The organism is Luteimicrobium xylanilyticum (assembly GCF_009429125.1).
In the GTDB taxonomy this organism is placed as follows: Bacteria; Actinomycetota; Actinomycetes; order Actinomycetales; family Cellulomonadaceae; genus Luteimicrobium; species Luteimicrobium xylanilyticum.
The window spans coordinates 3,315,815-3,339,623 of the sequence record NZ_CP045529.1 but is presented as its reverse complement, the minus strand read 5'-3'; the positions used below and the strand labels follow the sequence as shown (position 1 = coordinate 3,339,623).

Sequence of the window (23,809 nt, the reverse complement as noted above, 5' to 3'; positions counted from 1 at the left end):
CTACGTCACGACCCTCCGGCGAACCCGACCTGTCGCCAGGCCTCGTAGATCGCGATCGACGCGCTCGACGTCAGGTTGAGCGACCGCCGCGACGGCAGCATCGGGATCTTGACGTGCTCCGTGACACGCGGGTGCGCCACGACCTCGTCGGGCAGGCCCGTCGGCTCCGGTCCGAACAGCAGGATGTCGCCCGGGCCGTAGGTGACGTCGGTGTAGCGGGTCGTCGCGTCGACCTCGAACGCGTAGACCCGCGCGTCGGGCCGGGCCGCGAGGAGAGCCTCGAAGTCCGTGTGCACGACGACGCTCGCCAGGTCGTGGTAGTCCAGGCCGGCCCGGCGCAGCTTGGGTTCCGACAGGTCGAACCCGAGCGGTTCGACGAGGTGGAGCGTCGTGCCGGTGACGGCGGACAGGCGGATCGCGTTGCCGGTGTTGCCGGCGATGCGGGGCTCGAAGAAGGCGAGGTCGGGAAGGGTCACGGCACCATTGTCGCCAGACCGGTCAGAACCTGGCGTGGGTAGAGCCGTCCCGGGTTCTGACACGTCGCGGTCAGGGGACGAGGACCGCCGCGCCCGCGAACGCGCCCGCCTCGAGATCCGCCAGCGCCTCGTCGGCACGGTCGAGCGGATAGGGGTGGGCGTCGACGTCGAGCCGGTGGTCGGCGGCGAACGCGAGCAGCCCGCGGCCGTCGTCGCGGGTGTTCGACGTCACCGACCGCAGCTCCTTCTCGTAGAACAGGTCGGTCTCGTAGACGAGCGGGGGGACGTCGGACAGGTGGATCCCCGCGACGGCGAGGACGCCACCCCGGTCGAGCGCGCGCATCGCGACGGGCACGAGGTCGCCGACGGGCGCGAACAGGACGGCGCCGTCGAGCGGTTCGGGCGGATCGTCGTACGCGCCCCGGGCCGACGACGCCCCGAGCCGTAGCGCCAGCTCCTGCGCGGCGGCGCCCCGTGTGAGGACGTGGAGCGTCGCCCCCTGCGCGAGCGCGACCTGCGCGGTCAGGTGCGCGGACCCGCCGAACCCGTAGAGGCCGAGCCGGCCGCCGTCGGGCAGGGACGTACGGCGCAGCGCGCGGTACCCGATGATCCCGGCGCACAGGAGCGGTGCGAGGTCGACGTCGTCGTAGCCGGCCGGGAGCCGGTACGCGAAGTCCGCGGGCACGGTCGTGTACTCGGCGTACCCGCCGTCGGCGTCCCAGCCGGTGTACCGCGAGCGGGGGCACAGGTTCTCGGCGCCGCGCAGGCAGTACGCGCACACGCCGCACGTGTGCCGGAGCCACGCGACCCCGACACGGTCGCCGACGCCGAGCGTGCCGTCGGCGGCGGGTCGCCGCGCGTCGGGTTCCTCGACGGGCCGCCCGACCGCCACGACCTCACCGACGACCTCGTGCCCGGGCACGATGCGCGGCCGGTGCACGGCCAGGTCGCCCTCGGTGACGTGGAGATCCGTCCGGCAGACGCCGCACGCCAGCACCCGGACGAGCAGCTCCCCGGGACCGGGTTCGGGGACGGGGAGCTCGACCTCCCGCAGCGGTCGTGTCTCGAGCGGCCCGGGTCGTTCGACGACCCACGCCCGCATCGTCTCGGGGATCCCGACGCTCATGCGTCCAGTCTGCGCGCCCTGCCCGCCGAGTGCGACGCCCCGTTCGCCGAGTGCGACGACGTCACACTCGGCGAACGGGGCGTCACACTCGGCGAACGGGGTGCTTCAGCTCAGGCGCTCGTCGTCCAGCCGGTCCCGCAGGTGCCGGAGCTGGTCGCGCAGCGCGGCCGGGACCCGCTCGCCGAAGACCGCGAAGAACTCCTCGGTGAGGTCGCACTCGCCCCTCCAGCGTTCGGGGTCGACGGAGAAGAGCTCGTCGAGCGCGCCGTCGGCCAGGTCGAGGCCGGTGGTGTCGAGCGCGTCGGCGTCGGGGACGAGGCCGACGGGCGAGGGCCGGGCGCCACCGCGGGCAGAGCCGAGGCGGTCCGGTCGCGTCTGCTCGACCTGCCGGACCATCCAGGCCAGCACGCGGGCGTTCTCGCCGAACCCGGGCCACAGGAACGACCCATCGCTGCCGCGGCGGAACCAGTTGACCTGGAAGACCTTGGGGCGAGTCTCGGGGGCGAGGGCGTCACCCACGCGGAGCCAGTGGGCCCAGTGGTCGGCCATGTTGTAGCCGGCGAACGGCAGCATGGCGAACGGGTCGCGGCGGAGCTCGCCGACCTTCCCTTCCGCGGCGGCGGTGCGCTCGGACGAGACGGTCGCGCCGAGGAACACCCCGTGCGCCCACGAGTACGCCTGGGCGACGAGCGGCACGTTGGTGGCGCGGCGCCCACCGAAGACGATCGCGTCGACGGGGACACCCTCGGGGCTCTCCCAGTCGTCGGCGATCGTCGGGCACTGGGCGGCGGCGACGGTGAACCGCGAGTTGGGGTGCGCGGCGGGCCGTCCGTCGGCGGGCGTCCAGTCGTTCCCCTGCCAGTCGACGAGGTGGTCGGGGACCTCGGGGGTGAGGCCCTCCCACCAGACGTCGCCGTCGTCGGTGAGCGCGACGTTGGTGAAGATCACGTCCTTGCGGAGCGTCTCGACCGCGACGGGGTTGGTGGTCTCGCCGGTCCCGGGCGCGACCCCGAAGAACCCGGACTCGGGGTTGACGGCGCGCAGCCGGCCGTCGGCGTCGGGCTTCATCCAGACGATGTCGTCGCCCAGGGTCTCGACCTTCCAGCCGGGGAGGGTGGGCTGGAGCATCGCGAGGTTGGTCTTGCCGCACGCCGACGGGAAGGCGGCGGCGACGTGGTACGGCCGGCCCTCAGGGGTGGTGACGCGGATGAGGAGCATGTGCTCGGCGAGCCAGCCCTCGTCGCGCGCCATCGCCGACGCGATGCGGAGCGCGAAGCACTTCTTGCCGAGCAGCGCGTTGCCGCCGTAGCCGGACCCGTACGACCAGATCTCGCGCGACTGCGGGAACTGGACGATGTACTTGAGGTCGTTGCACGGCCAGGGGACGTCCTCGGTGCGGGTGCCGTCGCCCGCGACGAGCGGCGCGCCCACCGAGTGGACGCACGGCACGAACTCCTCGCCCGCGGCGACCCGGCGCAGCACCTCGGGGCTCACTCGCGTCATGGTGAGCATCGACAGCGCGGCGTAGGGGGAGTCGGTGACCTGGACGCCGAGCTTCGACAGCGCCCCGCCCACGGGGCCCATCGAGAACGGGACGACGTACATCGTCCGGCCGCGCATCGACCCGTCGAACGCTCCGCGGAGCTCGGCGCGCATGACGGCGGGCTCGCGCCAGTTGTTGGTGGGGCCTGCGTCGTCCTCGTGCTCGGAGCAGATGAAGGTGCGGGCCTCGACGCGCGCCACGTCGCTCGGTGCGGACCGCGCGAGGTAGGAGCCGGGGCGCAGCTCGGGGTTGAGGGGGATCAGCGTGCCCGTCTCGACCATGGTCCGGGTGAGCGTCCGGCGCCAGGCGTCGGTGCCGTCGACCCAGACGACGTCGTCGGGGCGCGTGAGCCCCGCGACGGCCTCGACCCATGCCGTCGCGGTGAGTCCGGCGGCGCCGGGAAGCGGGTCCACGGCCGGCCGCCCGCCGGGACGGCTGGGCAGCTCCCGGCCCGACGGCGCACGCAGCGTCTCCTCGAGCGCGCGGGTCCGGCGGGGGTTGGCGGTGGTGCGGGGGTCGGCGGTCAACGTCATGATCGTCACCTCGGGAGTCGGTCCGAACGGGGCTGTCTCCACCCTGACGCGCGTGTCTCGCGAATTCCGCGCCGATCTGCTGTAAAGATCAACCGATCTTCACGTATCGTGAAGCGATGGCCACCGAACCGCTGACCATCGGCCGAAGGATCCGGCACTTCCGCACCCAGGCGGGCCTGACGCTCGACGCCCTCGGCGAGCAGGCCGGCGCCGCGCCGAGCCAGCTCTCGCAGATCGAGAACGGACGCCGTGAGCCGCGGCTGTCCCTGCTCCAGCGGGTCGCCGACGCGCTCGGCGTCCCGCTCACGGACCTCCTGACCGACGACGCCCCCACCCCGCGTGACGCCCTCGAGATCGAGCTCGAGCGCGCGCAGCGGCGCCCGCTCTACGCGACGCTCGGTCTCCCGAGCGTCAAGGTCTCGCAGAAGCTTCCGATGCCGGTCCTCGAGTCGCTCGTCGGACTGCACGGCGAGCTCGCGCGCCGCGAGTCGGAGTCGATCGCGACCCCCGAGCAGGCGCGCCGGGCCAACACCGCCGTGCGGCTCGGCATGCAGGCCCGCGACAACCACCTCGCCGAGATCGAGGACGTCGCGGAGGAGATGGTCCGCCGGGCGGGCTACGAGGGCGGCGCGCTCACGCACCGCATGGTCACCGTGATGGCGCAGCAGCTCGGCTTCGAGCTCGTCCACGTCGGCGACCTCCCGCCGACCACCCGCACCGTCACGGACCTGGAGAACCGGCGGATCTACCTGCCGTCGTCGTCGATCCCGGGCGGCCACGGCCTGCGCTCGCTCGCGCTGCAGGCCATCGCCCATCGGGTGCTCGAGCACGCGCGGCCGGCGTCGTACGAGGCGTTCCTGGGCCAGCGCAACGAGATCAACTACTTCGCGGCCGCGTGCCTCATGCCGCGGTTCGTCGCGGGGCCGTGGCTCGAGGCGCGCAAGCACGACCGCGACCTCGCGATCGAGGACCTCCGCGACGCGTTCGGTGTGACGCACGAGGCCGCGGCACGGCGCTTCACCAACCTGGCGACCGTCGTGCTCGGGATCCGCTGCCACTTCCTGCGCGTGCAGGAGGACGGCTCGCTGTACCGGGGCTACGAGAACGACGGTTTCCTGCTCCGCGCGGACGTGACGGGCGCGATCGAGGGCCAGCCCGTGTGCCGGTGGTTCGGGGCGCGCACCGCGTTCACGAGCCACGACCGCACCACCGAGTGGTACCAGTACACCGACACCCCGGCGGGCACGTTCTGGTGCTCCACCCAGGCCGGGGCGACGGCGTCGGGCGACTTCACCGTCACCGTCGGGGTGCCGTTCGCGCAGTCGAAGTGGTTCCGGGGCCGGGACACGACCGCGCGCCGCACCTCGACCTGTCCCGACGACGCGTGCTGCCGTCGCCCGCCGGACGCCGTGAGCGCGCGCTGGGCCGAGGCGTCGTGGCCGAGCGCCCGCATGCGGCGGCAGACGTTCGGTCCGCTGCCGACCGGCGCGTTCCCCGGCGTCGACCAGACCGACGTCTACGACTTCCTGACCCGCCACGCGCCCGACGACGGCGTGCGGCGCCCCGCGTCGTCCGGCTGAGACCGCGTCAGCGCCCGGGGCGCTGCGCCACCAGGGGGGCGGCCTCGGCGAGGCCACGCACGGACGGGTGCGCGGCGTCGTCGGGCCGGAGGACGTCGGCGAGCGGCCCGGACGCGACGAAGACTCCGTCCGCGAGCACGTGCACGGTCCCGCACAGCCGCCGGACGAGCTCGATGTCGTGCGACACCAGCAGGACGGCCGTGCCGTGCTCCGCGACCTGCTCGGCGAGGCGGTCGGCGACCGTGCCGCGCATCGCGGGGTCGACGGCGGTCAGCGGCTCGTCGAGGAGCAGCACGTCCGGGCGGGTCGCCAGCGCCAGGGCGAGAGCGAGGCGCTGCTTCTCCCCGCCGGACAGGGACCCGACGGTGCGCGGGGTGAACCGCGGCTCGAGCGCGACCGCGTCGAGGAGGTCGTCCACGGTGCGCCCGCTCGTGCGGCCCGCCTTGCGCGCGTCCGCGAGGGCCGAGGTGACAGCCCGCTCGACCGACCACCGCGGGTCCGTGTCGAGGCCGCTCTGCGCGACGACGCGCACGGCCGCGCGGAAGCGCTTCGTCTCGCGCCGGCCGAGCCGGGCCACCGCGTGCCCCTCGAACGTCACGTGTCCGCTGCGCGCCCGCACCTGGCCGCGCAGCGCGCCGACCAGCGTGGACTTCCCCGCGCCGGACTCGCCCAGGACCCCCACGGGCGCCGTGCCCGGGGTCAGTGCCAGGTCGATGCCGCGCAGGACGGCGGGGCCGCCGTGGTCGGCGACCAGGCTGGTCGCCTGCAGCAGCGGGGTGGGAGGGGTGGCGCTCATCGGGACGACGTTACCGGGCACGGCTGAGGCCGCCGTCCAGGTTCGGACGGCGGCCCCGGTCGACGCACGGCGGACGGTGCTACTGCTCCACGTCGTCGTCGACCCAGTCGAAGGTCTTCGTGACGGCCTTCTTCCAGTTGCGGTACAGGCGCTCCCGCTCGCCCTGGTCCATGTCGGGGGACCAGCGCTTGTCCTCGGCCCAGTTGTCGATGACGTCCTGCTCGCCGTTCCAGAACCCGACCGCGATGCCGGCCGCGTAGGCCGCGCCGAGCGCCGTCGTCTCCGCGACCTTCGGGCGGACCACGTCGACGCCGAGCTGGTCGGCCTGGAACTGCATGAGCAGGTCGTTCGCGGTCATCCCGCCGTCGACCTTGAGCTCGGTGAGGTCCACTCCCGAGTCGGCGTTCATGGCGTCCAGGACCTCACGGGTCTGGAACGCCGTCGCCTCGAGCGCGGCGCGGGCGATGTGGTTGCGGTTGACGTACCGGGTGAGCCCGACGAGCGCGCCGCGCGCGTCGGGGCGCCAGTACGGCGCGAACAGGCCGGAGAACGCCGGCACGAAGTAGGCGCCGCCGTTGTCCTCGACCTTCCCGGCGAGCCACTCGACGTCGGGCGCGTCGGTGAACATGCCCAGGTTGTCCCGCAGCCACTGGACCAGCGAGCCGGTGACGGCGATCGAGCCCTCGAGCGCGTAGATCGGCTTGTTGTCGCCGATCTTGTAGCAGACCGTCGTCAGCAGCCCGTTCTTCGACGGGATCTTCTCCTCGCCCGTGTTGAGGAGCATGAAGTTGCCGGTCCCGTAGGTGTTCTTCGCGGAGCCGATCTCGAAGCACGCCTGGCCGAACGTCGCGGCCTGCTGGTCGCCGAGGATGCCCGCGATCGGGACACCCTCGAGCATGCCGTGCGGGCGGCCCTTGCCGTACACCTCGGACGACGACCGGATCTCGGGGAGCATCGAGAGCGGGATTCCCATGTCCTTCGCGATGCTCTCGTCCCACGACAAGGTGTCGAGGTCCATGAGCATCGTGCGGGACGCGTTGGTGACGTCGGTGACGTGCACGCCGCCGTCGACGCCGCCCGTGAGGTTCCACAGCGTCCACGTGTCGGTGTTGCCGAACAGCAGGTCGCCCCGCTCGGCGGCGTCGCGGGCGCCCTCGACGTTGTCGAGGATCCACTTCACCTTCGGGCCGGAGAAGTAGGTCGCGAGCGGGAGGCCGACCTTGGCCTTGTACTTGTCGGGGCCTTCGGAGCCGCCCAGCTCGTCGACGATCTTCTGGGTGCGCGTGTCCTGCCAGACGATCGCGTTGTAGACCGGCTTGCCGGTGGTCTTGTCCCAGACGACGGCGGTCTCGCGCTGGTTGGTGATCCCGACGGCGGCGAGGTCCTCCTTGGTCAGGTTGGCCCTCGTCAGGGCGAGGCCGACGACCTCGCGAAGGTTGTTCCAGATCTGCTCGGGGTTGTGCTCGACCCAGCCGGCACGCGGGAAGATCTGGTCGTGCTCGAGCTGGCCGACCGACACGATCGAGCCCGAGTGGTCGAAGATGATCGCCCGCGAGCTCGTGGTGCCCTGGTCGATGGCGAGGACGTAGTCAGCAGCCATGGTGTCTCTCAGTCCTTCTTGTTCTCGAGGTGGTGCTCCGCCGGGCGGGGCGCGGTGCGTGCCGCCTCCCTGCCCGTGCGCTGCCCGGCGGAGCGGTGGTGCGGTGGTGCCGGTGGGTCAGATCGTGGCCTGGCTGAGCAGGCCGGCGAGGATGCCGCCGACGAGCGGCCCGGCGATCGGGACCCACGAGTAGGACCAGTCGCTCGAACCCTTGCCCTTGATCGGGAGGATCGCGTGGGCGATGCGGGGGCCGAGGTCACGGGTCGGGTTGATCGCGTACCCGGTCGGGCCACCGAGGGACGCACCGATCGCCACCACGATGAGTGCGACCGCGAGCGGTCCGAGCGCGGACCCCTTCGTCTGGCCGGACACGACGACGAAGTACACGAGCACGAAGGTCGCGATGACCTCGGTGATGAAGTTCCACGCGTAGGAGCGCAGCTCCGGCCCCGTGGAGAACACACCGAGCTTGACCGCCGGGTCGGCGTCCTGGTCGAAGTGCTTCTTGTAGGCGAGGAACGCCAGCACGGCGCCGATGAAGGCACCGACGAACTCGCCCGCGAAGTAGACGAGCATGTGGGGGAACGTCACCGCGAACCCGGGGACGAACTCCTTCGCGCCGCTCGCCCAGACTCCGACCGTCACGGCCGGGTTGAGGTGGGCGCCGGACTTCCACGCGGCGTAGACGCCGGCGAAGACCGCGAAACCCCACCCGAAGCTGATCATCAGCCAGCCACCTGCGAAGCCCTTCGTCTTCGGCAGGATGACGTTAGCGACCACGCCGGCACCGAGGAGGAGCAGGATGGCGCTGCCGATGGTCTCGGACCAAAAGATGTCCCAGCCCATGGTGTTGACTCCGTTTCTGTTCTGACATCGCTGTCGAGCTCACCGCCGCAGCGTCGCGACGGTGTCGTGCGTCCCCTGCGTTGTCCGGGCCGACGCAGTAGGCCCGGCCGTCTCAGGCGTCGGCCGCCCCCTTCCCGTCTTCGGTGGTGCCCAGCGGGCGCAGCGGCTCCAGCTCCGTCGCCTCGAGCCGGACCTGCTCGGCGGCGGCGTCGTCGGGCTGCTGCTCCGCACGGTCCTCGGCCTCCGCACGCTGGCGGTAGGCGTCGATCTCGCGGGCCTTGGTGGCGTCGTCCCAGTCGAGGAGCGGCGCCATGATGTCCGCGATCTCCGGGCAGGCCGCGAGGCCGCGGTCGCGGACCTCGTAGTTCAGGCGGGTGCGGTGCAGGAGGACGTCCTCGAGGTGGATCGCGCCCTCGTGGGTGACGGCGTACTCGATCTCCGCGCGCAGGTAGGCGGGCGCGTGCTCGAGGGGCTTCGCGAGCGACGGGTCGTCGACGCACGCGTCGACGAGGTCGCGCAGCATCGACCCGTACCGGTGGAGCAGGTGGTCGATGGTCGCGGGCGACCAGCCGTAGCGGGTCGCGTAGGTGCGCGCCTGGCGGCGCACGGCCTCGAGGCCTTCTGCGCCGAGGAGCTGGATGCGGTCGGTGATGGACGGCAGGCCCGACGCGCGGTCGCGGCCGATCGCGAAGTCGACGGCGTCCTCGGCCATGACCCGGTAGGTCGTGAGCTTGCCGCCGGCGATGACGGTGAGCCCGGGCACGGGGGAGGCGACGGTGTGCTCGCGTGACACCTTGGCGGAGCTCGTGCCCTCCTTGGTCCCGGGCTGCAGGAGGGGCCGGAGGCCCGCGTAGGTGCCGATCACGTCGTCGCGCGTGAGGGGGTGGGCGAGGACCGCGTTGGCGTGCTCGAGCACGTAGTCGATGTCGGCGGCGGTTGCGACCGGGTGCTGCGGGTCGAGCGTCCACGGCGTGTCGGTGGTGCCGATGATCCAGTACCGGGACCACGGGATCACGAACAGCACGGACTTCTCGGTCTGCAGGATGAGGCCGACCTTGCCCTGGACGCGTTCGCGCGGGACCACGAGGTGGACGCCCTTCGAGGCCAGCACGCGCAGCCCGCCCTCGCCGCCCGAGAGCGCCTCGGTCTTCTCGGTCCACACGCCGGTCGCGTTGATGACGTGCCGGGCCCGGACGTCGAACTCGTCGCCGGTCTCGAGGTCGACCAGCCGCGCCCCGGTGACCGCGCCGGTCGAGTTCTTGAGCAGGTCGACGACCTGGGTGCGGGCCGCCGCGTGCGCGCCGTACGACGTGGCGGTCCGGACGAGGGTCACGACGAGCCGTGCGTCGTCGACGGACGCGTCGTAGTAGCGGATCGCGCCGACGGCGGCGTCGTGCGCGAGGTCGGGGAACGCCCGGGTCATCCCGGCCTTGGAGAGGTGGCGGTGGTAGGGGAGGGCCCGCTTGCCGGGGGCGACGCTCGCGAGGGCGTCGTAGAGCGCGACGCCCGAGCCGACGTACGCGCGCTCCCAGACGTGGTGGGTCAGCGGGTACAGGAAGGCGACGGGCCGCACGAGGTGGGGAGCGACGAAGCTGATGAGGCGGTCGCGCTCGGTCAGGGCCTCGTGGACGAGGTGGAAGTCGAGCATCTGGAGGTAGCGCAGCCCGCCGTGGACGAGCTTGCTCGAGCGGCTCGACGTGCCTGAGGCCCAGTCCTGCGCCTCGACGACCGCGGTGTGCAGGCCGCGCGTGGCGGCGTCGAGCGCGATGCCGGCTCCCGTGACGCCGCCGCCGATGACGAGCACGTCGAGCTCGTTGTGCGCCGTGCTGCTGGCCTTGAGGACCTCGAGTGCTCGACGGCGTGATCCTGCGGACAGTCGGCTGGATGCCATGGTTGCCTCCATCGGCTCGTGGGTGACGCGGCAGTTCTTCCAGGGGAACACGGGGCGAACGGACGCGCAACGCGGCTGCACAAACGTGCAATCATGGGCTCATGGACCCCTACGGGCGCGACGCCGACATCGTGCGCGCGGCGTCGATGTACTACCTCCAGGACATGAAGATGGAGGCGATCGCCAAGCATCTCGGCACGTCGCGGTCCACCGTGTCGCGGCTCGTCAAGCGCGCCCGCGAGACGGGGCTCGTCGAGATCACGCTGCGCAGCCCCGAGCACCGCGTGCCGGGGCTCGCGCAGCAGATCGCCCGTGCGTACGGCATCGAGGTCTACGTCGTACCGGTGCCCGACACGTCGAACGAGGTCGAACGGCTCGACCAGGTCGCCCTCACGACCGCGCGCCTCCTCGGCTCGTGGTTCGACTCCGACATGGTCCTGGGCATCGCCTGGGGCACCACGCTCGCCGCGATCGCCCGGCAGCTCACGGTCAAGCCCACGCGGGGCAGCGTCGTCGTGCAGCTCAACGGCGCTGCGAACACGCGCACGTCCGGCATCGAGTACGCGGGCGAGCTCGTCCAGCGCTTCGCGGCCGCGTTCGACGCGGCGTTCTACGACTTCCCGGTGCCCGCGTTCTTCGACTACGCCGAGACCAAGGACGCCATGTGGCGCGAGCGGTCGATCCGGCGCGTGCTCGAGACGCAGGCCCGCTGCGACATCGCGCTCTTCTCGGTCGGCGCGCTCTCCGGCGGGCTTCCGAGCCACGTCTACTCCGCGGGGTACCTCGACCCCGAGGATCTCGCGACGCTCGAGGTCGAGGACGTCGTCGGCGACGTGTGCACCGTCTTCCTCCGTGAGGACGGCACGTACTCGGACATTCCGCTCAACGACCGCGCGACCGGCCCTTCGCCCGCCCAGCTCCAACGCGTGCCGCGGCGCGTGTGCGCGGTCGCCGGGGACAACAAGGTCGAGCCGCTGCGGGCGGCGCTGCACGCGGGCGCCGTGACGCATCTCGTGATCGACGAGCTCACCGCCCATTCGTTCGCCGACGGCGACGGCGCCGTGTCGCAGGCGCGCCGGCACGCGTGAGCATCGTGCAGGTATGTGCGTCCTCGCATGACTATGCGGCCGGGTGTCGTCCGGCGTAGATTGGCCGCGTGCCCGACAGCCACGCCCCCACGTCCGATGTCCCCGCCGCCCGCGGGAGCGACGTCCGGATCCGGCCCGCGCTCCCTTCGGACGTCCGCGCCGTGCGGGCGCTCGTCGAGCCCTACGCGGAGGCGCGGATCCTCCTCGCGAAGGAGCTCGTCGGGTACTTCGAGGCGGTCCAGGAGTTCGTCGTCGCGGACATCGCGCCCGACGGTGCGCCGGCACACGTCGTGGGGTGCGGCGCCCTGCACGTCCTGTGGGACGACCTTGCCGAGGTCCGCACGCTCGCCGTCGGACCGGAGCGGAAGGGGACCGGCGTCGGGCACCGGCTCGTCGAGGCCCTGCTCGATCGCGCCCGCGCGCTCGGCCTGAGTCGCGTGTTCTGCCTGACCTTCGAGGTCGCGTTCTTCGAGCGGCACGGGTTCCACGTGATCGAGGGCACGCCGGTCACGCCCGACGTCTACACCGAGCTCCTGCGCTCGCACGACGACGGTGTGGCCGAGTTCCTCGACCTCGCGCGCGTCAAGCCCAACACCCTCGGGAACACGCGGATGCTCCTCGAGCTCTGACGCGAGGTATACCGGCGGCCGTACTACTTCGCGGTCAGGCGGGGAGGGCGAACAGGTCCGGCTCGCCGGGCGGGGTCTCGGCCAGGCCGTCCTCGACGAGGCTCGCGAGGCAACGGTCGACCTGCGCCGCGTCGTCCGCGACGAGGAGCAGGCGCTCGCGCTCGACCGGACCCGACGCGTCGCGCAGCAGCGCCATCACCCGCCCGCGGACCTGCCGGTCCGTCCCGTGCCACGCCTGCGTCCGGCGCCTCGCCGCGTGCGCGTCGGGCGGGTGCCCGGCGGCCCGCCAGGCGCACAGGTCGCGCACCGGGCAGGCCGCGCAGTCGGGGGCCCGGGCCGTGCAGACGAGCGCGCCCAGCTCCATCGACGCCGCGGCCCAGCGTGCCGCGTCCCCGTCCGACGACGGCGCGAGGCCCGCCGCGAGCGCGCGCTCGGCAGCCGTCGGGGTGGGCCGGGGCAGGGCCTCGCCCGCCACCGCGCGGGCCAGCACCCGGCGCACGTTCGTGTCGACGACGACGGCGCGCCGCCCGAACGCGAACGCCCGCACCGCAGCCGCCGTGTACTCGCCGACACCCGGCAGTGCGCGCAGCGCGGGCTCGTCGTCGGGCACCTCGCCGTCGTGCTCGCGGACGATCGCCCGCGCGCACTCCTGCAGCCGCAGCGCACGGCGCGGGTACCCGAGGCGCCCCCACGCCCGCAGGACGTCCGCGGTCGGCGCCGTGGCGAGGTCGGCCGGCGTCGGCCAGCGCTCGAGCCACGCCCGCCACACCGGCTCGACGCGGGCCACCGGCGTCTGCTGGAGCATCGTCTCGCTCACGAGCACGCCCCACGGCGTCCGGTCGGGACGGCGCCACGGAAGGTCGCGCGCGGCGTCGTCGAACCATGCGACGACCGCGTCGCGCAGCGCGTCGGCGCGGGAGCCGGTCGTCGTGGTCACGACCCCATTGTCCGCCGCGCGCCGGGCCTGGCGGGTCGCGGGCGCGCCTCGTCCGCGGGGCCCGTGCCACCGCATAGGTTGGGGGCGAGCACGAGGAGGACGCGCAGTGACCAAGCCGCCGGGAGACGACCGGGACCCGCGACGGGGAGCGTCGTCGGGAGGCCGACGACCCGGCACGGGGCGGCCGGCCTCGGGCGGTGGGTCCGGTGGCGGCCGCGGCGCCACGCCGTCCCGAGGGGCCGCGTCGGCCAGGACCCCGGGTCCGTCCCGTTCCGCCGGCTCGTCGCGCTCGGCAGGGCCCGGGACCCGGTCCACCGCGACGCGCTCGGGCGGCGTCCGGCGTCCTCCCGCCCCCTCGGGCCCGCGACGGCCGCCGCGGGCGGTGCTGTGGTTGCGACGGGTCGTCGCGCTCGGACTGGTGGCGCTGGTCGTCGTGGTCGGGGTGCTCGTCGTCAAGACCGTCGTGCCGGCGGTGTCGAGCGCGCTCGGCGGCGGGGGCGCCGCCGTGACGACGGTCGACGCCGGTCCGTCACCGCTCACCACCCCCACCCCGACGACGACGGGCGGTCCGGCAGCCGACTGCACGTCGGCCCAGGTAGCGGCCACGGTCGTGCCGTCGTCCACGATCTTCACGTGGGGCCGCGACGTGACGTTCACCGTGCAGATCCGCAACGTCGGGTCGGCCGCGTGCGTCGTCGACGGCTCCGACGCGGCCCGGGCCGTCGTCGTGAGCCAGGGCAAGACGGCCGTGTGGTCGTCCGCGGACTGTGCCGCCACCACGCCGCGGCTGCTGCTGCTCGGGCCCGGCGACGTCGACACCCGGAAGGTCACCTGGAAGCGGACGCGCTCGGCCCCGCACTGCGCGACGACGGCGGCGACCGCGAAGGCCGTCGGGGCCGGTGACTACACGGTCGCCGTCCAGCTGCTCGGGGTCACGAGCGATCCTGCCGCCCTCACGCTCACGCCGAAGGACACCGACCCGACGACCGCGGCCACGGACGCTCCGACGCCGGGTGGTTCGGGGACGCCGTCGGGCGACGCGACCAAGGGCGCGAAGTCCACCCCGCCGGCGACGACGGGCTCGACGAAGAAGGCGCCGAAGCAGGGGTCGACCGGATCGCCGACGAGCACGTCGACCGTGCGGGACTGAGCCGGCGCGCCGACGTCGGCGACCCGCCGACCCGACCGGGTGTCACCGCCGCCGAGCGCCCTCGGCTACCCGCCCGTGCGTCAGACGTACCGCTCGAGGATGCTCGACTCGGCGAGGCGTGAGAGCCCCTCGCGGACGGCCCGGGCGCGCTGCTCGCCGACGCCGTCGACCTGCATGAGGTCGTCGACGCTGGCGGCGAGCAGCTTCTGCAGGCCGCCGAAGTGCGAGACGAGGCGGTCGACGACGGTCTGGGGCAGGCGCGGGACCTTGGACAGGAGCCGGAAGCCGTGGGGTGCGACGGCGGTGTCGAGGGCGTCGCCGGCGCCCGGCAGGTCGAGGACCTTGCCGATGCTCGACGGGTCGAGCAGCTCGTTGGAGCTGAGCGCGCCCAGCCCGCGCTGGACCGCGGCGAGCGTGCGGGCCTTCGACAGGTCCACGTAGTCGCGGATCACCGAGTCGCGGTCGGAACCGATGCCGCTGACGAGCTCGTCGAGCTGGAGGGCGAGGAGGCGGCCGTCGGTGCCGAGCTCGATGACGTAGCCGGCGATCTCGTCGGCGATCCGGCTGACCATCTCGAGGCGCTGCACGACGGCGCACACGTCGCGCACGGTGACGAGGTCCTCGATCTCGAGCGCGGAGAGCGTCCCCGACACCTCGTCGAGACGCGAGCGGTAGCGTTCGAGCGTCGCGAGGGCCTGGTTGGCGCGGGACAGGATCGTGTCGGAGTCCTCGAGCACGTGCCTCACGTTGCCGACGTACAGGGCGACGATCCGCATGGACTGCGAGACGGAGATGACTGGGAAGCCGGTCTGCTTGGCGACCCGCTCCGCGGTGCGGTGGCGGGTGCCGGACTCGCTCGTCTCGATGCTCGAGTCGGGGAGGAGCTGGACCGCCGCGCGCAGGATGCGGCTGGCGTCCCGGTCGAGGACGACCGCACCGTCCATCTTCGACAGCTCGCGCAGCCGGGTCGCGGAGAACCCGACGTCGAGCACGAAGCCGCCCGAGCACATGGCCTCGACGACCTTGTCGAGCCCGAGCACGATGAGCGCGCCGGTGCGCCCGCGCAGGATGCGTTCGAGGCTGTCGCGCAGGTCCGTCCCGGGGGCGACGGCGGCCAGCGTCTCGCGCAGGACGAGATCGGTCGAGGGAGGGGTCGGCGCCACGCACGAATCTTACGCCGGGGCACCTGCGAGCCGCCGGAGGAGGGGCCGCGCGTCGGCCGTGGGTCGTGGCCCCGGTCAGGTCGCGGTGGCCGCGGCGAGCGCCTCGCGCAGCGAGCTCACCCGGGCGACCTTCATCCCGGCCGGGAGCGCGCCGTCGCCCAGGGCCGCCGCAGCCGGCACGACGGCGCGCGTGTAGCCGAGCCGGGCGGCCTCGGCCAGGCGCCGTTCGAGCCCGACGACGGGCCGCAGGTCGCCTGCGAGCCCGACCTCCCCGAACGCGACCGTCCCCGCGGGCAGCGGGGTGTCCTGGCGGGCCGAGAGCACCGCGAGGGCGACCGCGAGGTCGGCTGACGGCTCGCTGGCCCGCGCGCCGCCGATCGTGGACACGTACACGTCCTGGTCCATGACACGCAGGCCGACGTGCCGGTGCAGCACCGCGAGGTTCATGGCGAGGCGCGAGGAGTCGATCCCGCTGACGGCCCGCCGCGGGTTCGCGAGCGCGCTGGGCGCGACGAGCGCCTGCACCTCGAGCACCATCGGGCGCCGGCCCTCGAGCGTCACGGTGACGCACGACCCGGCGACGCCCGCCCCGGCGCTCGACAGGAACAGCCCGCTGGGGTCCGGCAGCCCGACGATCCCGGACTCGGACAGGTCGAAGCACCCGACCTCGTCGGTGGGGCCGTAGCGGTTCTTGACGGCGCGGACGAGGCGGAGCCGCGAGTGCCGGTCGCCCTCGAACTGGCACACGACGTCGACGAGGTGCTCGAGCGTGCGCGGGCCCGCGACCGAGCCGTCCTTGGTGACGTGCCCGACCAGCACGACCGGCAGGTCGCGTGCCTTGGCCGCGGCGATGATCGCGCCCGCGACCTCACGGACCTGGCTCGGGCCGCCGGGTGAGCCCTCGACCTCCGTGGATGCGACGGTCTGCACCGAGTCGAGCACGAGCAGGTCCGGGTCCTCCCGCTCGACGTGCCCCAAGATCGTCGCGAGGTCGGTCTCCGAGACGAGCAGCAGCCCCGGCGCGAGCGCGCCGATCCGCTCGGCGCGCAGCCGCACCTGCCCGGCCGACTCCTCGCCGGTCACGTAGAGCACCCGGGCCGGCCGGCCTGCGCCCGCGGACACGCCGCGCGCCACGTTCGACGCCACCGCCAGCAGCAGGGTCGACTTGCCCACGCCGGGCTCGCCGGCCAGCAGGACCACGGCGCCCGGGACGAGGCCCCCGCCCAGCACCCGGTCGAGCTCGCCGACGCCGGTCGGTGCGTGCCGGGCGGCGTCGACCTCGATCTGTGCGATCTCGCGCGCCGTCGAGCGGGTCGGGGCGACCGCCACGGTCCGGGGCCCGACGCCCGCCGCGCCCACCTCCGCGACCGTGCCCCACTCCTGGCACTCGCCGCAGCGCCCGACCCACTTGGCCGTCGTCCAGCCGCACTCGGTGCACGCGAACGCCGGACGGGCGGGCTTCGTCGTCGAGCGGGCGGCGCGGGCGCTGGTCGTGGTCACGTCCGCCACGCTAGCGGCGGCCGCCGACACGTCCCCGGCCGGGCGCGCCCGGGACACTACGCTGACGCCCAGGTCGCGACGACGGCGGCCCGGACGGACCAGGAGGGCGAGACGTGGGCAACCCCAACCAGCACGACCTCCGAGCGGCCTCGATCGAGCACCGGCACGGCAAGGTCGACCCGGCGGTGTACCGGAGGCGTCGGATCGTGGTCGGCGTGGCCGCGGCGCTGCTCGCGATCCTGGTCGTCCTGTTCCTCGCGTACGCGTGGCCCGGTTTCGCCCGGTCCGACGGCGAGGCGAAGGCGGGTGCGACCGTCACGGTGACGCAGCCCGCGCCGTCGGCGACGGCGAAGCCCGCCGCCCTCCCGGACGGCGCGACCCCGTTCCTCAAGGCCCTGCCCGGGACGGCAGGCCCGTGGGCGCGGACGGCCGCGAAGAGCGCCGGCGCCGGTGCCGCCCTCGAGGCCTGGACCGTCACCTACGCCGGGCCCTACGGCGGCGCCGGCACGACCGTCACGGTCCGCGCCACGCAGTACGACACCGCGGCGCACGCCACCGACGCCGCGGCCGACGCCGTCGCGAAGGCGGGGGACGCGGCCGCCACGGGGGACGTCGTCGTCGGCGGGAAGAAGGCCGGCACCTACGCTGTCGTGCCAGGATCGGACGGGAACGCCCAGGTCGTGTGGAGCAACGGGACGGCGACGTTCGTCGCGTCCGGTCCCGAGGACGCCGTCCGCACCTTCTACGCCGCGTTCCCGATGTGACCCCCCGAGCGCCCATCCCGACAGGAGTACCCGTGACCAGCCCCGACGCCCCCGCCCGTACGCCCCGCCTCGCCGTCCTCGGTACGGGGGTCATGGCGGAGGCCGTGCTCGCGGGTGCGCTCGCGGGCGGATGGTCCGCCGCCGACGTCGTCGCGACCGTCCGCCGGCCCGAGCGGGCCGCGCAGCTCGAGCAGGCGCACGGGGTCTCGACCACGACCGACAACGCCGCGGCCGTACGCGGCGCCGGCGTCGTCCTCGTCGGGGTCAAGCCGAAGGACGTCGGCCCGCTCCTGCGCGAGGTGGGGGACGCGCTCGAGCCGGACGCCGTCGTCGTGAGCCTCGTGGCCGGACTGCCGACCGCGGCGTTCGAGGCCGTCCTGCCGGACGGCACGGCCGTGGTCCGGACCATGCCCAACACGCCGGCCCAGGTCGGGGCGGGGGTGACCGCGATCAGCCCGGGGACGCACGCGACCGACGAGCACCTCGCGCTCGTCGAGCGGCTGCTCGCCGGGACCGGGCTCGTGGTGCGGGTCGCGGAGAAGGACCAGGACGCGGTCTCGGCGGTCTCGGGCTCCGGGCCGGCGTACGTGTTCTACGTCGTCGACGCGCTGGCCGAGGCGGGCGTGCTGCTCGGGCTCACCCGCCAGGTGGCGCTGCAGATCGCGACGCAGACCGTGCTCGGCGCGGGCCGCCTGCTCGACGAGACGGGCGAGCACCCGGCGATCCTGCGGGAGAAGGTGTCGTCCCCCGGCGGGACGACGGTGCGGGCGCTCGCGCGCCTCGACGCCGGCGGGGTCCGGGCCGCGTTCCTCGACGCGCTGCAGGCCGCGCACGCGCGCTCCGCCGAGATCGCTGCGGCGTACGCGCCGGGCGCGGAGCACTGAGATGACCGAGACGGTCGGGAAGGGACGCGCGCCCGGGCGGCTCCCGTCGATGGCGGACGTCGCGCAGGTCGCGGGCGTCTCGCACCAGACGGTCTCGCGGGTCCTCAACGACCACCCGAGCGTGCGCGAGGAGACGCGCGCGCGGGTGCTCGACGCGATCGCGCAGCTGGGCTACCGGCGCAACAGCGCGGCGCGCGCTCTGGTGACGCGCCGGACCCGGACGATCGGCATCCTCACGACGGGTTCGGCTCTGTACGGCCCGACGAGCACGGCGGTCGCGGTCGAGGAGGCCGCTCGCGAGCGCGGGTACTTCGTCTCGCTCGCGTCGGTGCGCAGCTTCGAGCACGAGCGGCTGCGCGACGCGCTCGACCACTTCATGAGCCAGGCCGTCGAGGGGATCGTCGTGATCACCCCGCAGGACGACGTGGCTGCGGCCGTCGAGTCCATCGAGACGGGGCTGCCGGTCGTCATGATCGCGGCGCTCGACGCGGAGCCGGTGCGGGCGGGGACGATCGCGATCGCGGTCGACCAGCGCCTGGGTGCCTACCGGGCCACGCAGCACCTGCTCGACCTGGGGCACGAGACCGTCGTGCACCTGGCCGGGCCCGCCGACTGGTTCGACGCGCGTCAGCGCGAGCGTGGGTGGCGCGAGGCGCTCGAGGAGCGCGGGCGGGAGGTGCCCGACGTCGTCCGGTGCGACTGGTCGGCGCGCTCGGGCTACGAGGCCGCGCGCCGGCTGGGTCGGCGGGTGCGCGCGGGGGGTGGCCCGACGGCGGTGTTCGCGGCGAACGACCAGCTCGCGCTCGGCGTGCTGCGCGCGCTGTGGGAGCAGGGTGTGGACGTGCCGGGGGACCTGTCGGTCGTGGGTTTCGACGACATCGACGGCGCGGCGTACTTCGTCCCGTCCCTGACGACCGTGAGCCAGCCGTTCGTGTCGCTGGGACGCCGGTGCCTGCAGGTCCTCGCGGAGGCGATCGAGGGTGCGGAGGTCGGGCGGCGGCTGCTGATCGAGCCCATGCTGGTGGTGAGGGCGAGCAGCGGGCCGCCGCGGGCGTTGTGAACGGTGCGTCGCGCGTGTTGACAGCGCGTACGGTGTGAGCGTTAACATCTTCGGACGACCCGAATGTGAGCGCTAACAGGTGCGCGAGGTCGTCGTGGTCTCCGGCGGAGCGGCCGGGAGAAGTCGAGGAGGACCGTCGTATGGCGCTGGCGCCAGAACCGTCGGAGCGCACGTCGCCCGAAGCCCGAGGAGCCCACGAGGTGATCGCCTCCGGTGCGGCCACGCTCGGGATCGAGCTCGGCTCGACCCGCATCAAGGCCTGCCTCGTCGGGCCCGACGGCGTCCCGCTCGCGACCGGCGACCACGCCTGGGAGAACCGGCTCGAGGACGGCTTCTGGACCTACTCGCTCGACGACGTGTGGTCGGGCCTGCGGGCCTGCTACGCCTCGCTGGTGGACGACGCGGAGCGCCGCCACGGCGTCCGCCCCACCACCTACCGTGCGCTCGGCATCTCCGCGATGATGCACGGCTACCTGGCGTTCGACGCCCAGGGCGAGCTGCTCGTCCCGTTCCGCACCTGGCGCAACACCACGACCGAGCGCGCGGCCACCGAGCTGACCGGGCTCCTCGGCCACAACGTCCCGCTGCGCTGGTCGGTCGCGCACCTCTACCAGGCGATCCTCGACGACGAGCCCCACGTGCGACGCGTCCGCTCGCTCACGACGCTCGCGGGCTACGTGCACCGCCGACTCACGGGGCGCAACGTGCTCGGGATCGGGGACGCCTCCGGCATGTTCCCGGTCGACCCGGCCGTCAAGACGTACGACCGCCGCATGCTCGACCAGTTCGACCGCCTCGTCGCCGAGCGCCGCCCCGGCCTCCAGGTCCGCGCGCTCGAGGAGCTGCTCCCGGAGGTGCTGCTCGCGGGGCACGAGGCCGGCACGCTCACGTCCGACGGCGCCGCCCTCCTCGACCCCTCCGGTGCCCTGCGCCCCGGGGTGCCGCTGTGCCCGCCCGAGGGCGACGCCGGCACGGGGATGGTCGCGACGCACGCCGTCGCCCGGCGCACCGGGAACGTCAGCGTCGGCACGAGCATCTTCGCGATGGTCGTGCTCGAGAAGCCGCTCGAGGGCGTCCACCCCGAGCTCGACCTCGTCACGACGCCCGCGGGTGACCTCGTCGCGATGGTGCACTGCAACAACGGCGCCAGCGAGCTCGGCGCCTGGGCGTCGCTGTTCGGCCGGTTCGCCGAGCTCACCGCGCCCGACGGCGCAGCCCCCGACGCGGACACCGTCTTCGCCGCGCTCCTCCGGGAGGCGCTCGAGGGCGACGCCGACGCGGGCGGGCTCACCGCCTACAACTACTTGTCGGGCGAGCCCGTCACGGGGCTGGCCGAGGGCCGGCCGCTCCTCGTGCGCGGTCCGGACAGCGCGTTCACGCTCGCCAACCTCGTCCGTGCGCAGGTGTACGCCGCGTTCGGGGCGCTGAGCCTCGGCATGCGGGTCCTGGAGGGGGAAGGCGTCCAGATCGACACGATGGTCGCGCACGGCGGGCTCTTCCGGACCCGCGGCGTCGCCCAACGGCTCCTCGCCGCCGCGCTCGGTGCGCCCGTGGCCGTCGGCTCCTCGGCGGGCGAGGGCGGGGCGTGGGGGATCGCGGTGCTCGCGTCGTACCTGGGTGACGAGGCCGGACACGACCTCGCGGGCTACCTCGACGAGCACGTCTTCGCCGGCGCCGAGGCGCACGTCGTCGAGCCCGACGCCGACGACCTCGCGGGATACGCGACGTTCCTCGACCGCTACGTCGCCGGTCTCGCCGTCGAGAGGGCGGCCACCGATGCGCTCTGACCCGACCACCTACCGCTCGAGGGAGCACCGCCGATGACCGCAAGCACCGTCCCCGCGTCCGCCCGGGACGCCGTCGACGCCGCGAAGGTGCAGGTCGCCGCGCTGCACGCCGAGCTGCCCCGCTGGGGTCTCGTCGTCTGGACGGCCGGGAACGTGTCGCAGCGGGTCGTCGTCGACCCGGCCGGCGCCCCGGGCGCCGCCGACCTCCTCGTCATCAAGCCCTCGGGCGTCACCTACGACGAGCTCACCCCCGACGCGATGGTCGTGTGCGACCTCGACGGGACGCTCCTCGAGGGGGAGCGGAGCCCGTCGTCGGACACGGCCGCGCACGCCTACGTGTACCGGAACATGCCCGAGGTGGGCGGCGTCGTGCACACCCACTCCACCTATGCGACGGCCTGGGCGGCCCGTGGCGAGGAGATCCCCTGCGTGCTCACGATGATGGCCGACGAGTTCGGCGGTCCCGTCCCCGTCGGGCCGTTCGCGATCATCGGCGACGACTCCATCGGGCGCGGGATCGTCGAGACGCTCGCGGGCTCGCGGTCGCCCGCGGTGCTCATGCGCAACCACGGGCCGTTCACCATCGGGCGCGACGCCAAGGCTGCCGTCAAGGCCGCCGTCATGCTGGAGGAGGTCGCGCGGACCATCCACGTCGCGCGCCAGCTCGGCGACCCGCTCCCCATCGACCCGGCCGCCGTCGACCGGCTCTACGACCGCTACCAGAACGTCTACGGTCAGGGCGCCGCGGGCGGCGCCGACGCCGCCACCGACCCCGCCACGAACGCCGAGGAGGCACACGCATGACCAGCGGCAGCACCCAGCCCAGCCCGTTCGAGGGCCGGGAGATCTGGTTCCTCACCGGGTCGCAGGACCTGTACGGCGACGACGTCCTGGCCCAGGTCGCCACGCAGTCGCAGCAGGTCGCGGCGGCGCTCGGCGGCGCCTCCGCGGTGCCCGTGCGCGTCGTCTGGAAGCCCGTGCTCAAGGACAGCGAGTCCATCCGGCGCGCGATCCTCGACGCGAACGCCGACGACCGGTGCATCGGCCTCATCGCGTGGATGCACACGTTCAGCCCCGCGAAGATGTGGATCCGCGGGCTCGACGTGCTCTCGACGCCGCTCCTGCAGCTCCACACGCAGGCGAACGTCGAGCTGCCGTACGACGCCATCGACATGGACTTCATGAACCTCAACCAGGCCGCCCACGGCGACCGGGAGTTCGGGTACATCCTCAGCCGCATGAACGTGCCGCGGAAGGTCGTCGTCGGGCACGCGACGCACGAGCGCGTGCAGGCCCAGGTGGGTGCGTGGGCCCGTGCCGCCGCCGGCTACGCGGAGCTGCGGGGCCTCCGGCTCGCGCGGTTCGGCGACAACATGCGCAACGTCGCCGTCACCGAGGGCGACAAGACCGAGGCCGAGGTCCGCTTCGGGGTCTCGGTGAACACGTGGGGCGTGAACGACCTCGTGGCCCGCGTGGACGCGGTCTCCGACGCCGACGTCGACCTGCTCGTCAAGGAGTACGAGGAGCTGTACGACGTCGCGCCCGAGCTGCGCGCCGGCGGCGAACGGCACGAGTCGCTGCGCTACGGGGCACGCATCGAGGTCGGGCTGCGCTCGTTCCTCGACGAGGGCGGCTTCGGCGCCTTCACGACCAGCTTCGAGGACCTCGGCGGCCTGCGTCAGCTCCCCGGCCTCGCCGTCCAGCGCCTCATGGCCGACGGCTACGGCTTCGGCGCCGAGGGCGACTGGAAGACCGCGGTGCTCGTCCGGGTCGCCAAGGTCATGGGCCACGGTCTCCCCGGTGGGGCCTCCCTCATGGAGGACTACACCTACGACCTGACGCCGGGGTCCGAGCTCATCCTCGGCGCCCACATGCTCGAGGTCTGCCCGACGCTCACCACGAGGCGCCCGCGCCTCGAGATCCACCCGCTCGGCATCGGCGACCGCGAGGACCCCGTCCGCCTGGTCTTCGAGGCCGACGCCGGGCCCGGCCTCGTCGTCGCGATGAGCGACATGCGTGACCGGTTCCGGCTCGTCGCGAACGTCGTCGACGTCGTCGAGGCGCCGCACGACCTGCCGCGCCTGCCCGTCGGCCACGCCCTGTGGGCACCCGAGCCCGACCTCGCGACGTCCGCAGGGGCGTGGCTGCTGGCCGGAGCCGCGCACCACACCGTCATGACGACGGCGCTCGACGTCGAGGTCTTCGAGGACCTCGCGCGGATGTCCGAGACCGAGCTCCTCACGATCGACGCGACGACGACGCAGCGCGGGTTCGAGCGCGAGCTGCGCTGGAACGCCGTCTACCACCGCGTCGCCGACGGCATCTGACGTCCTGATCCACCGGGTCGCCGACGGGGTCTGAGACCGTCGGCGGCCCGGTTTCCACCACGCCGACGGCGACGCTCCGTTCGCCGGCGGTGACGCTGGGTTCGTCGAGGGTGACGTTCCGTTCGCCGA

General features: G+C 73.7%; 20 protein-coding genes. 10 read left to right on the top strand and 10 right to left on the bottom strand.

The genetic code is table 11. The features are described from left to right. Positions 1-5: 5 nt before the first annotated feature. The 3 genes from KDY119_RS14800 to KDY119_RS14790 form a co-directional block, all read right to left on the bottom strand. Positions 6-476, bottom strand: a complete 471-nt coding sequence (locus KDY119_RS14800; RefSeq protein ID WP_036947340.1) for a tRNA (cytidine(34)-2'-O)-methyltransferase — start codon at positions 474-476, stop codon at positions 6-8. Between the two features lie 70 nt (positions 477-546). Continuing rightward, positions 547-1,602, bottom strand: a complete 1,056-nt coding sequence (locus KDY119_RS14795; RefSeq protein ID WP_407657408.1) for a zinc-binding alcohol dehydrogenase family protein — start codon at positions 1,600-1,602, stop codon at positions 547-549. Positions 1,603-1,707: 105 nt separating this feature from the next. Continuing rightward, on the bottom strand, positions 1,708-3,678 hold the full coding sequence (locus KDY119_RS14790; RefSeq protein ID WP_036948564.1) for a phosphoenolpyruvate carboxykinase (GTP): 1,971 nt from the start codon (positions 3,676-3,678) through the stop codon (positions 1,708-1,710). A gap of 116 nt (positions 3,679-3,794) precedes the next feature. Between KDY119_RS14790 and KDY119_RS14785 the strand changes: the two genes are divergently transcribed. Continuing rightward, positions 3,795-5,258, top strand: coding sequence for a helix-turn-helix domain-containing protein (locus KDY119_RS14785; protein ID WP_036947339.1), 1,464 nt, complete (start codon positions 3,795-3,797; stop codon positions 5,256-5,258). A gap of 7 nt (positions 5,259-5,265) precedes the next feature. Here the strand turns inward: KDY119_RS14785 and KDY119_RS14780 are convergent, their stop codons facing one another. The 4 genes from KDY119_RS14780 to KDY119_RS14765 form a co-directional block, all read right to left on the bottom strand. Beyond that, the gene (locus KDY119_RS14780; RefSeq protein ID WP_036947337.1) at positions 5,266-6,054 is read right to left on the bottom strand and encodes an ATP-binding cassette domain-containing protein; all 789 of its coding nucleotides are present in this window, start codon (positions 6,052-6,054) and stop codon (positions 5,266-5,268) included. A 79-nt stretch (positions 6,055-6,133) separates the two neighbouring features. Further along, entirely contained in the window at positions 6,134-7,654 is a 1,521-nt protein-coding gene (glpK, locus tag KDY119_RS14775) for a glycerol kinase GlpK (protein WP_036947335.1), read from the bottom strand. A gap of 117 nt (positions 7,655-7,771) precedes the next feature. Next, positions 7,772-8,500, bottom strand: a complete 729-nt coding sequence (locus KDY119_RS14770) for an MIP/aquaporin family protein (protein WP_036947334.1) — start codon at positions 8,498-8,500, stop codon at positions 7,772-7,774. 112 nt (positions 8,501-8,612) lie between these two features. Continuing rightward, a complete protein-coding gene (locus tag KDY119_RS14765) occupies positions 8,613-10,391 on the bottom strand; it encodes a glycerol-3-phosphate dehydrogenase/oxidase (protein WP_153022476.1) in 1,779 nt (592 codons plus the stop codon). A 101-nt stretch (positions 10,392-10,492) separates the two neighbouring features. Between KDY119_RS14765 and KDY119_RS14760 the strand changes: the two genes are divergently transcribed. Both KDY119_RS14760 and KDY119_RS14755 read left to right on the top strand, forming a co-directional pair. Next, positions 10,493-11,479 carry a sugar-binding transcriptional regulator gene (locus KDY119_RS14760; RefSeq protein WP_036947329.1) on the top strand — a complete coding sequence of 329 codons (987 nt, stop codon included), beginning with the start codon at positions 10,493-10,495 and terminating at the stop codon, positions 11,477-11,479. A 68-nt stretch (positions 11,480-11,547) separates the two neighbouring features. Beyond that, entirely contained in the window at positions 11,548-12,108 is a 561-nt protein-coding gene (locus KDY119_RS14755; RefSeq protein ID WP_051136274.1) for an amino-acid N-acetyltransferase, read from the top strand. Positions 12,109-12,142: 34 nt separating this feature from the next. On the opposite strand, the gene KDY119_RS14750 is transcribed toward KDY119_RS14755, so the two are convergent. Continuing rightward, a complete protein-coding gene (locus KDY119_RS14750) occupies positions 12,143-13,045 on the bottom strand; it encodes an HhH-GPD family protein (protein ID WP_227994370.1) in 903 nt (300 codons plus the stop codon). Between the two features lie 391 nt (positions 13,046-13,436). Here KDY119_RS14750 and KDY119_RS14745 point away from each other — a divergent pair, with 391 nt between their 5' ends. Further along, complete coding sequence (locus tag KDY119_RS14745; RefSeq protein ID WP_148284020.1) at positions 13,437-14,195, top strand: hypothetical protein; 759 nt, start codon at positions 13,437-13,439, stop codon at positions 14,193-14,195. An 80-nt stretch (positions 14,196-14,275) separates the two neighbouring features. On the opposite strand, the gene disA is transcribed toward KDY119_RS14745, so the two are convergent. Further along, complete coding sequence (gene disA / locus KDY119_RS14740) at positions 14,276-15,358, bottom strand: DNA integrity scanning diadenylate cyclase DisA (protein ID WP_153022474.1); 1,083 nt, start codon at positions 15,356-15,358, stop codon at positions 14,276-14,278. Between the two features lie 75 nt (positions 15,359-15,433). Beyond that, positions 15,434-16,858 (bottom strand): DNA repair protein RadA, encoded by a 1,425-nt coding sequence (radA, locus tag KDY119_RS14735; RefSeq protein WP_153022473.1) that lies wholly within the window; start codon positions 16,856-16,858, stop codon positions 15,434-15,436. A gap of 113 nt (positions 16,859-16,971) precedes the next feature. Between radA and KDY119_RS14730 the strand changes: the two genes are divergently transcribed. From KDY119_RS14730 to araA, 6 genes are all read left to right on the top strand, one after another. Then, positions 16,972-17,622: a hypothetical protein gene (locus KDY119_RS14730; protein WP_036947322.1), complete on the top strand. Its 651-nt coding sequence runs from the start codon at positions 16,972-16,974 to the stop codon at positions 17,620-17,622. Between the two features lie 32 nt (positions 17,623-17,654). Then, positions 17,655-18,506 (top strand): pyrroline-5-carboxylate reductase, encoded by an 852-nt coding sequence (gene proC, locus KDY119_RS14725; protein ID WP_036947319.1) that lies wholly within the window; start codon positions 17,655-17,657, stop codon positions 18,504-18,506. A gap of 1 nt (position 18,507) precedes the next feature. Then, positions 18,508-19,566 (top strand): LacI family DNA-binding transcriptional regulator, encoded by a 1,059-nt coding sequence (locus KDY119_RS14720; RefSeq protein ID WP_227994369.1) that lies wholly within the window; start codon positions 18,508-18,510, stop codon positions 19,564-19,566. Between the two features lie 140 nt (positions 19,567-19,706). After that, positions 19,707-21,353 carry a xylulokinase gene (locus KDY119_RS14715; protein WP_051136273.1) on the top strand — a complete coding sequence of 549 codons (1,647 nt, stop codon included), beginning with the start codon at positions 19,707-19,709 and terminating at the stop codon, positions 21,351-21,353. 33 nt (positions 21,354-21,386) lie between these two features. Next, the gene (locus KDY119_RS14710; RefSeq protein WP_036947314.1) at positions 21,387-22,157 is read left to right on the top strand and encodes an L-ribulose-5-phosphate 4-epimerase; all 771 of its coding nucleotides are present in this window, start codon (positions 21,387-21,389) and stop codon (positions 22,155-22,157) included. Beyond that, positions 22,154-23,680: an L-arabinose isomerase gene (gene araA / locus KDY119_RS14705; RefSeq protein WP_036947312.1), complete on the top strand. Its 1,527-nt coding sequence runs from the start codon at positions 22,154-22,156 to the stop codon at positions 23,678-23,680. Before KDY119_RS14710 ends, araA begins: the two co-directional genes overlap by 4 nt. Positions 23,681-23,809 lie beyond the last annotated feature (129 nt).

Excerpts from the sequence above, each read along its gene's own strand:
- KDY119_RS14795 (WP_407657408.1), bottom strand. The coding sequence starts at position 1,602 with ATGAGCGTCGGGATCCCCGAGACGATGCGGGCGTGGGTCGTCGAACGA.
- KDY119_RS14790 (WP_036948564.1), bottom strand. The coding sequence starts at position 3,678 with ATGACGTTGACCGCCGACCCCCGCACCACCGCCAACCCCCGCCGGACC.
- KDY119_RS14785 (WP_036947339.1), top strand. The coding sequence starts at position 3,795 with ATGGCCACCGAACCGCTGACCATCGGCCGAAGGATCCGGCACTTCCGC.
- KDY119_RS14780 (WP_036947337.1), bottom strand. The coding sequence starts at position 6,054 with ATGAGCGCCACCCCTCCCACCCCGCTGCTGCAGGCGACCAGCCTGGTC.
- glpK (WP_036947335.1), bottom strand. The coding sequence starts at position 7,654 with ATGGCTGCTGACTACGTCCTCGCCATCGACCAGGGCACCACGAGCTCG.
- KDY119_RS14770 (WP_036947334.1), bottom strand. The coding sequence starts at position 8,500 with ATGGGCTGGGACATCTTTTGGTCCGAGACCATCGGCAGCGCCATCCTG.
- KDY119_RS14765 (WP_153022476.1), bottom strand. The coding sequence starts at position 10,391 with ATGGCATCCAGCCGACTGTCCGCAGGATCACGCCGTCGAGCACTCGAG.
- KDY119_RS14760 (WP_036947329.1), top strand. The coding sequence starts at position 10,493 with ATGGACCCCTACGGGCGCGACGCCGACATCGTGCGCGCGGCGTCGATG.
- KDY119_RS14720 (WP_227994369.1), top strand. The coding sequence starts at position 18,508 with ATGACCGAGACGGTCGGGAAGGGACGCGCGCCCGGGCGGCTCCCGTCG.
- KDY119_RS14715 (WP_051136273.1), top strand. The coding sequence starts at position 19,707 with ATGGCGCTGGCGCCAGAACCGTCGGAGCGCACGTCGCCCGAAGCCCGA.
- KDY119_RS14710 (WP_036947314.1), top strand. The coding sequence starts at position 21,387 with ATGACCGCAAGCACCGTCCCCGCGTCCGCCCGGGACGCCGTCGACGCC.
- araA (WP_036947312.1), top strand. The coding sequence starts at position 22,154 with ATGACCAGCGGCAGCACCCAGCCCAGCCCGTTCGAGGGCCGGGAGATC.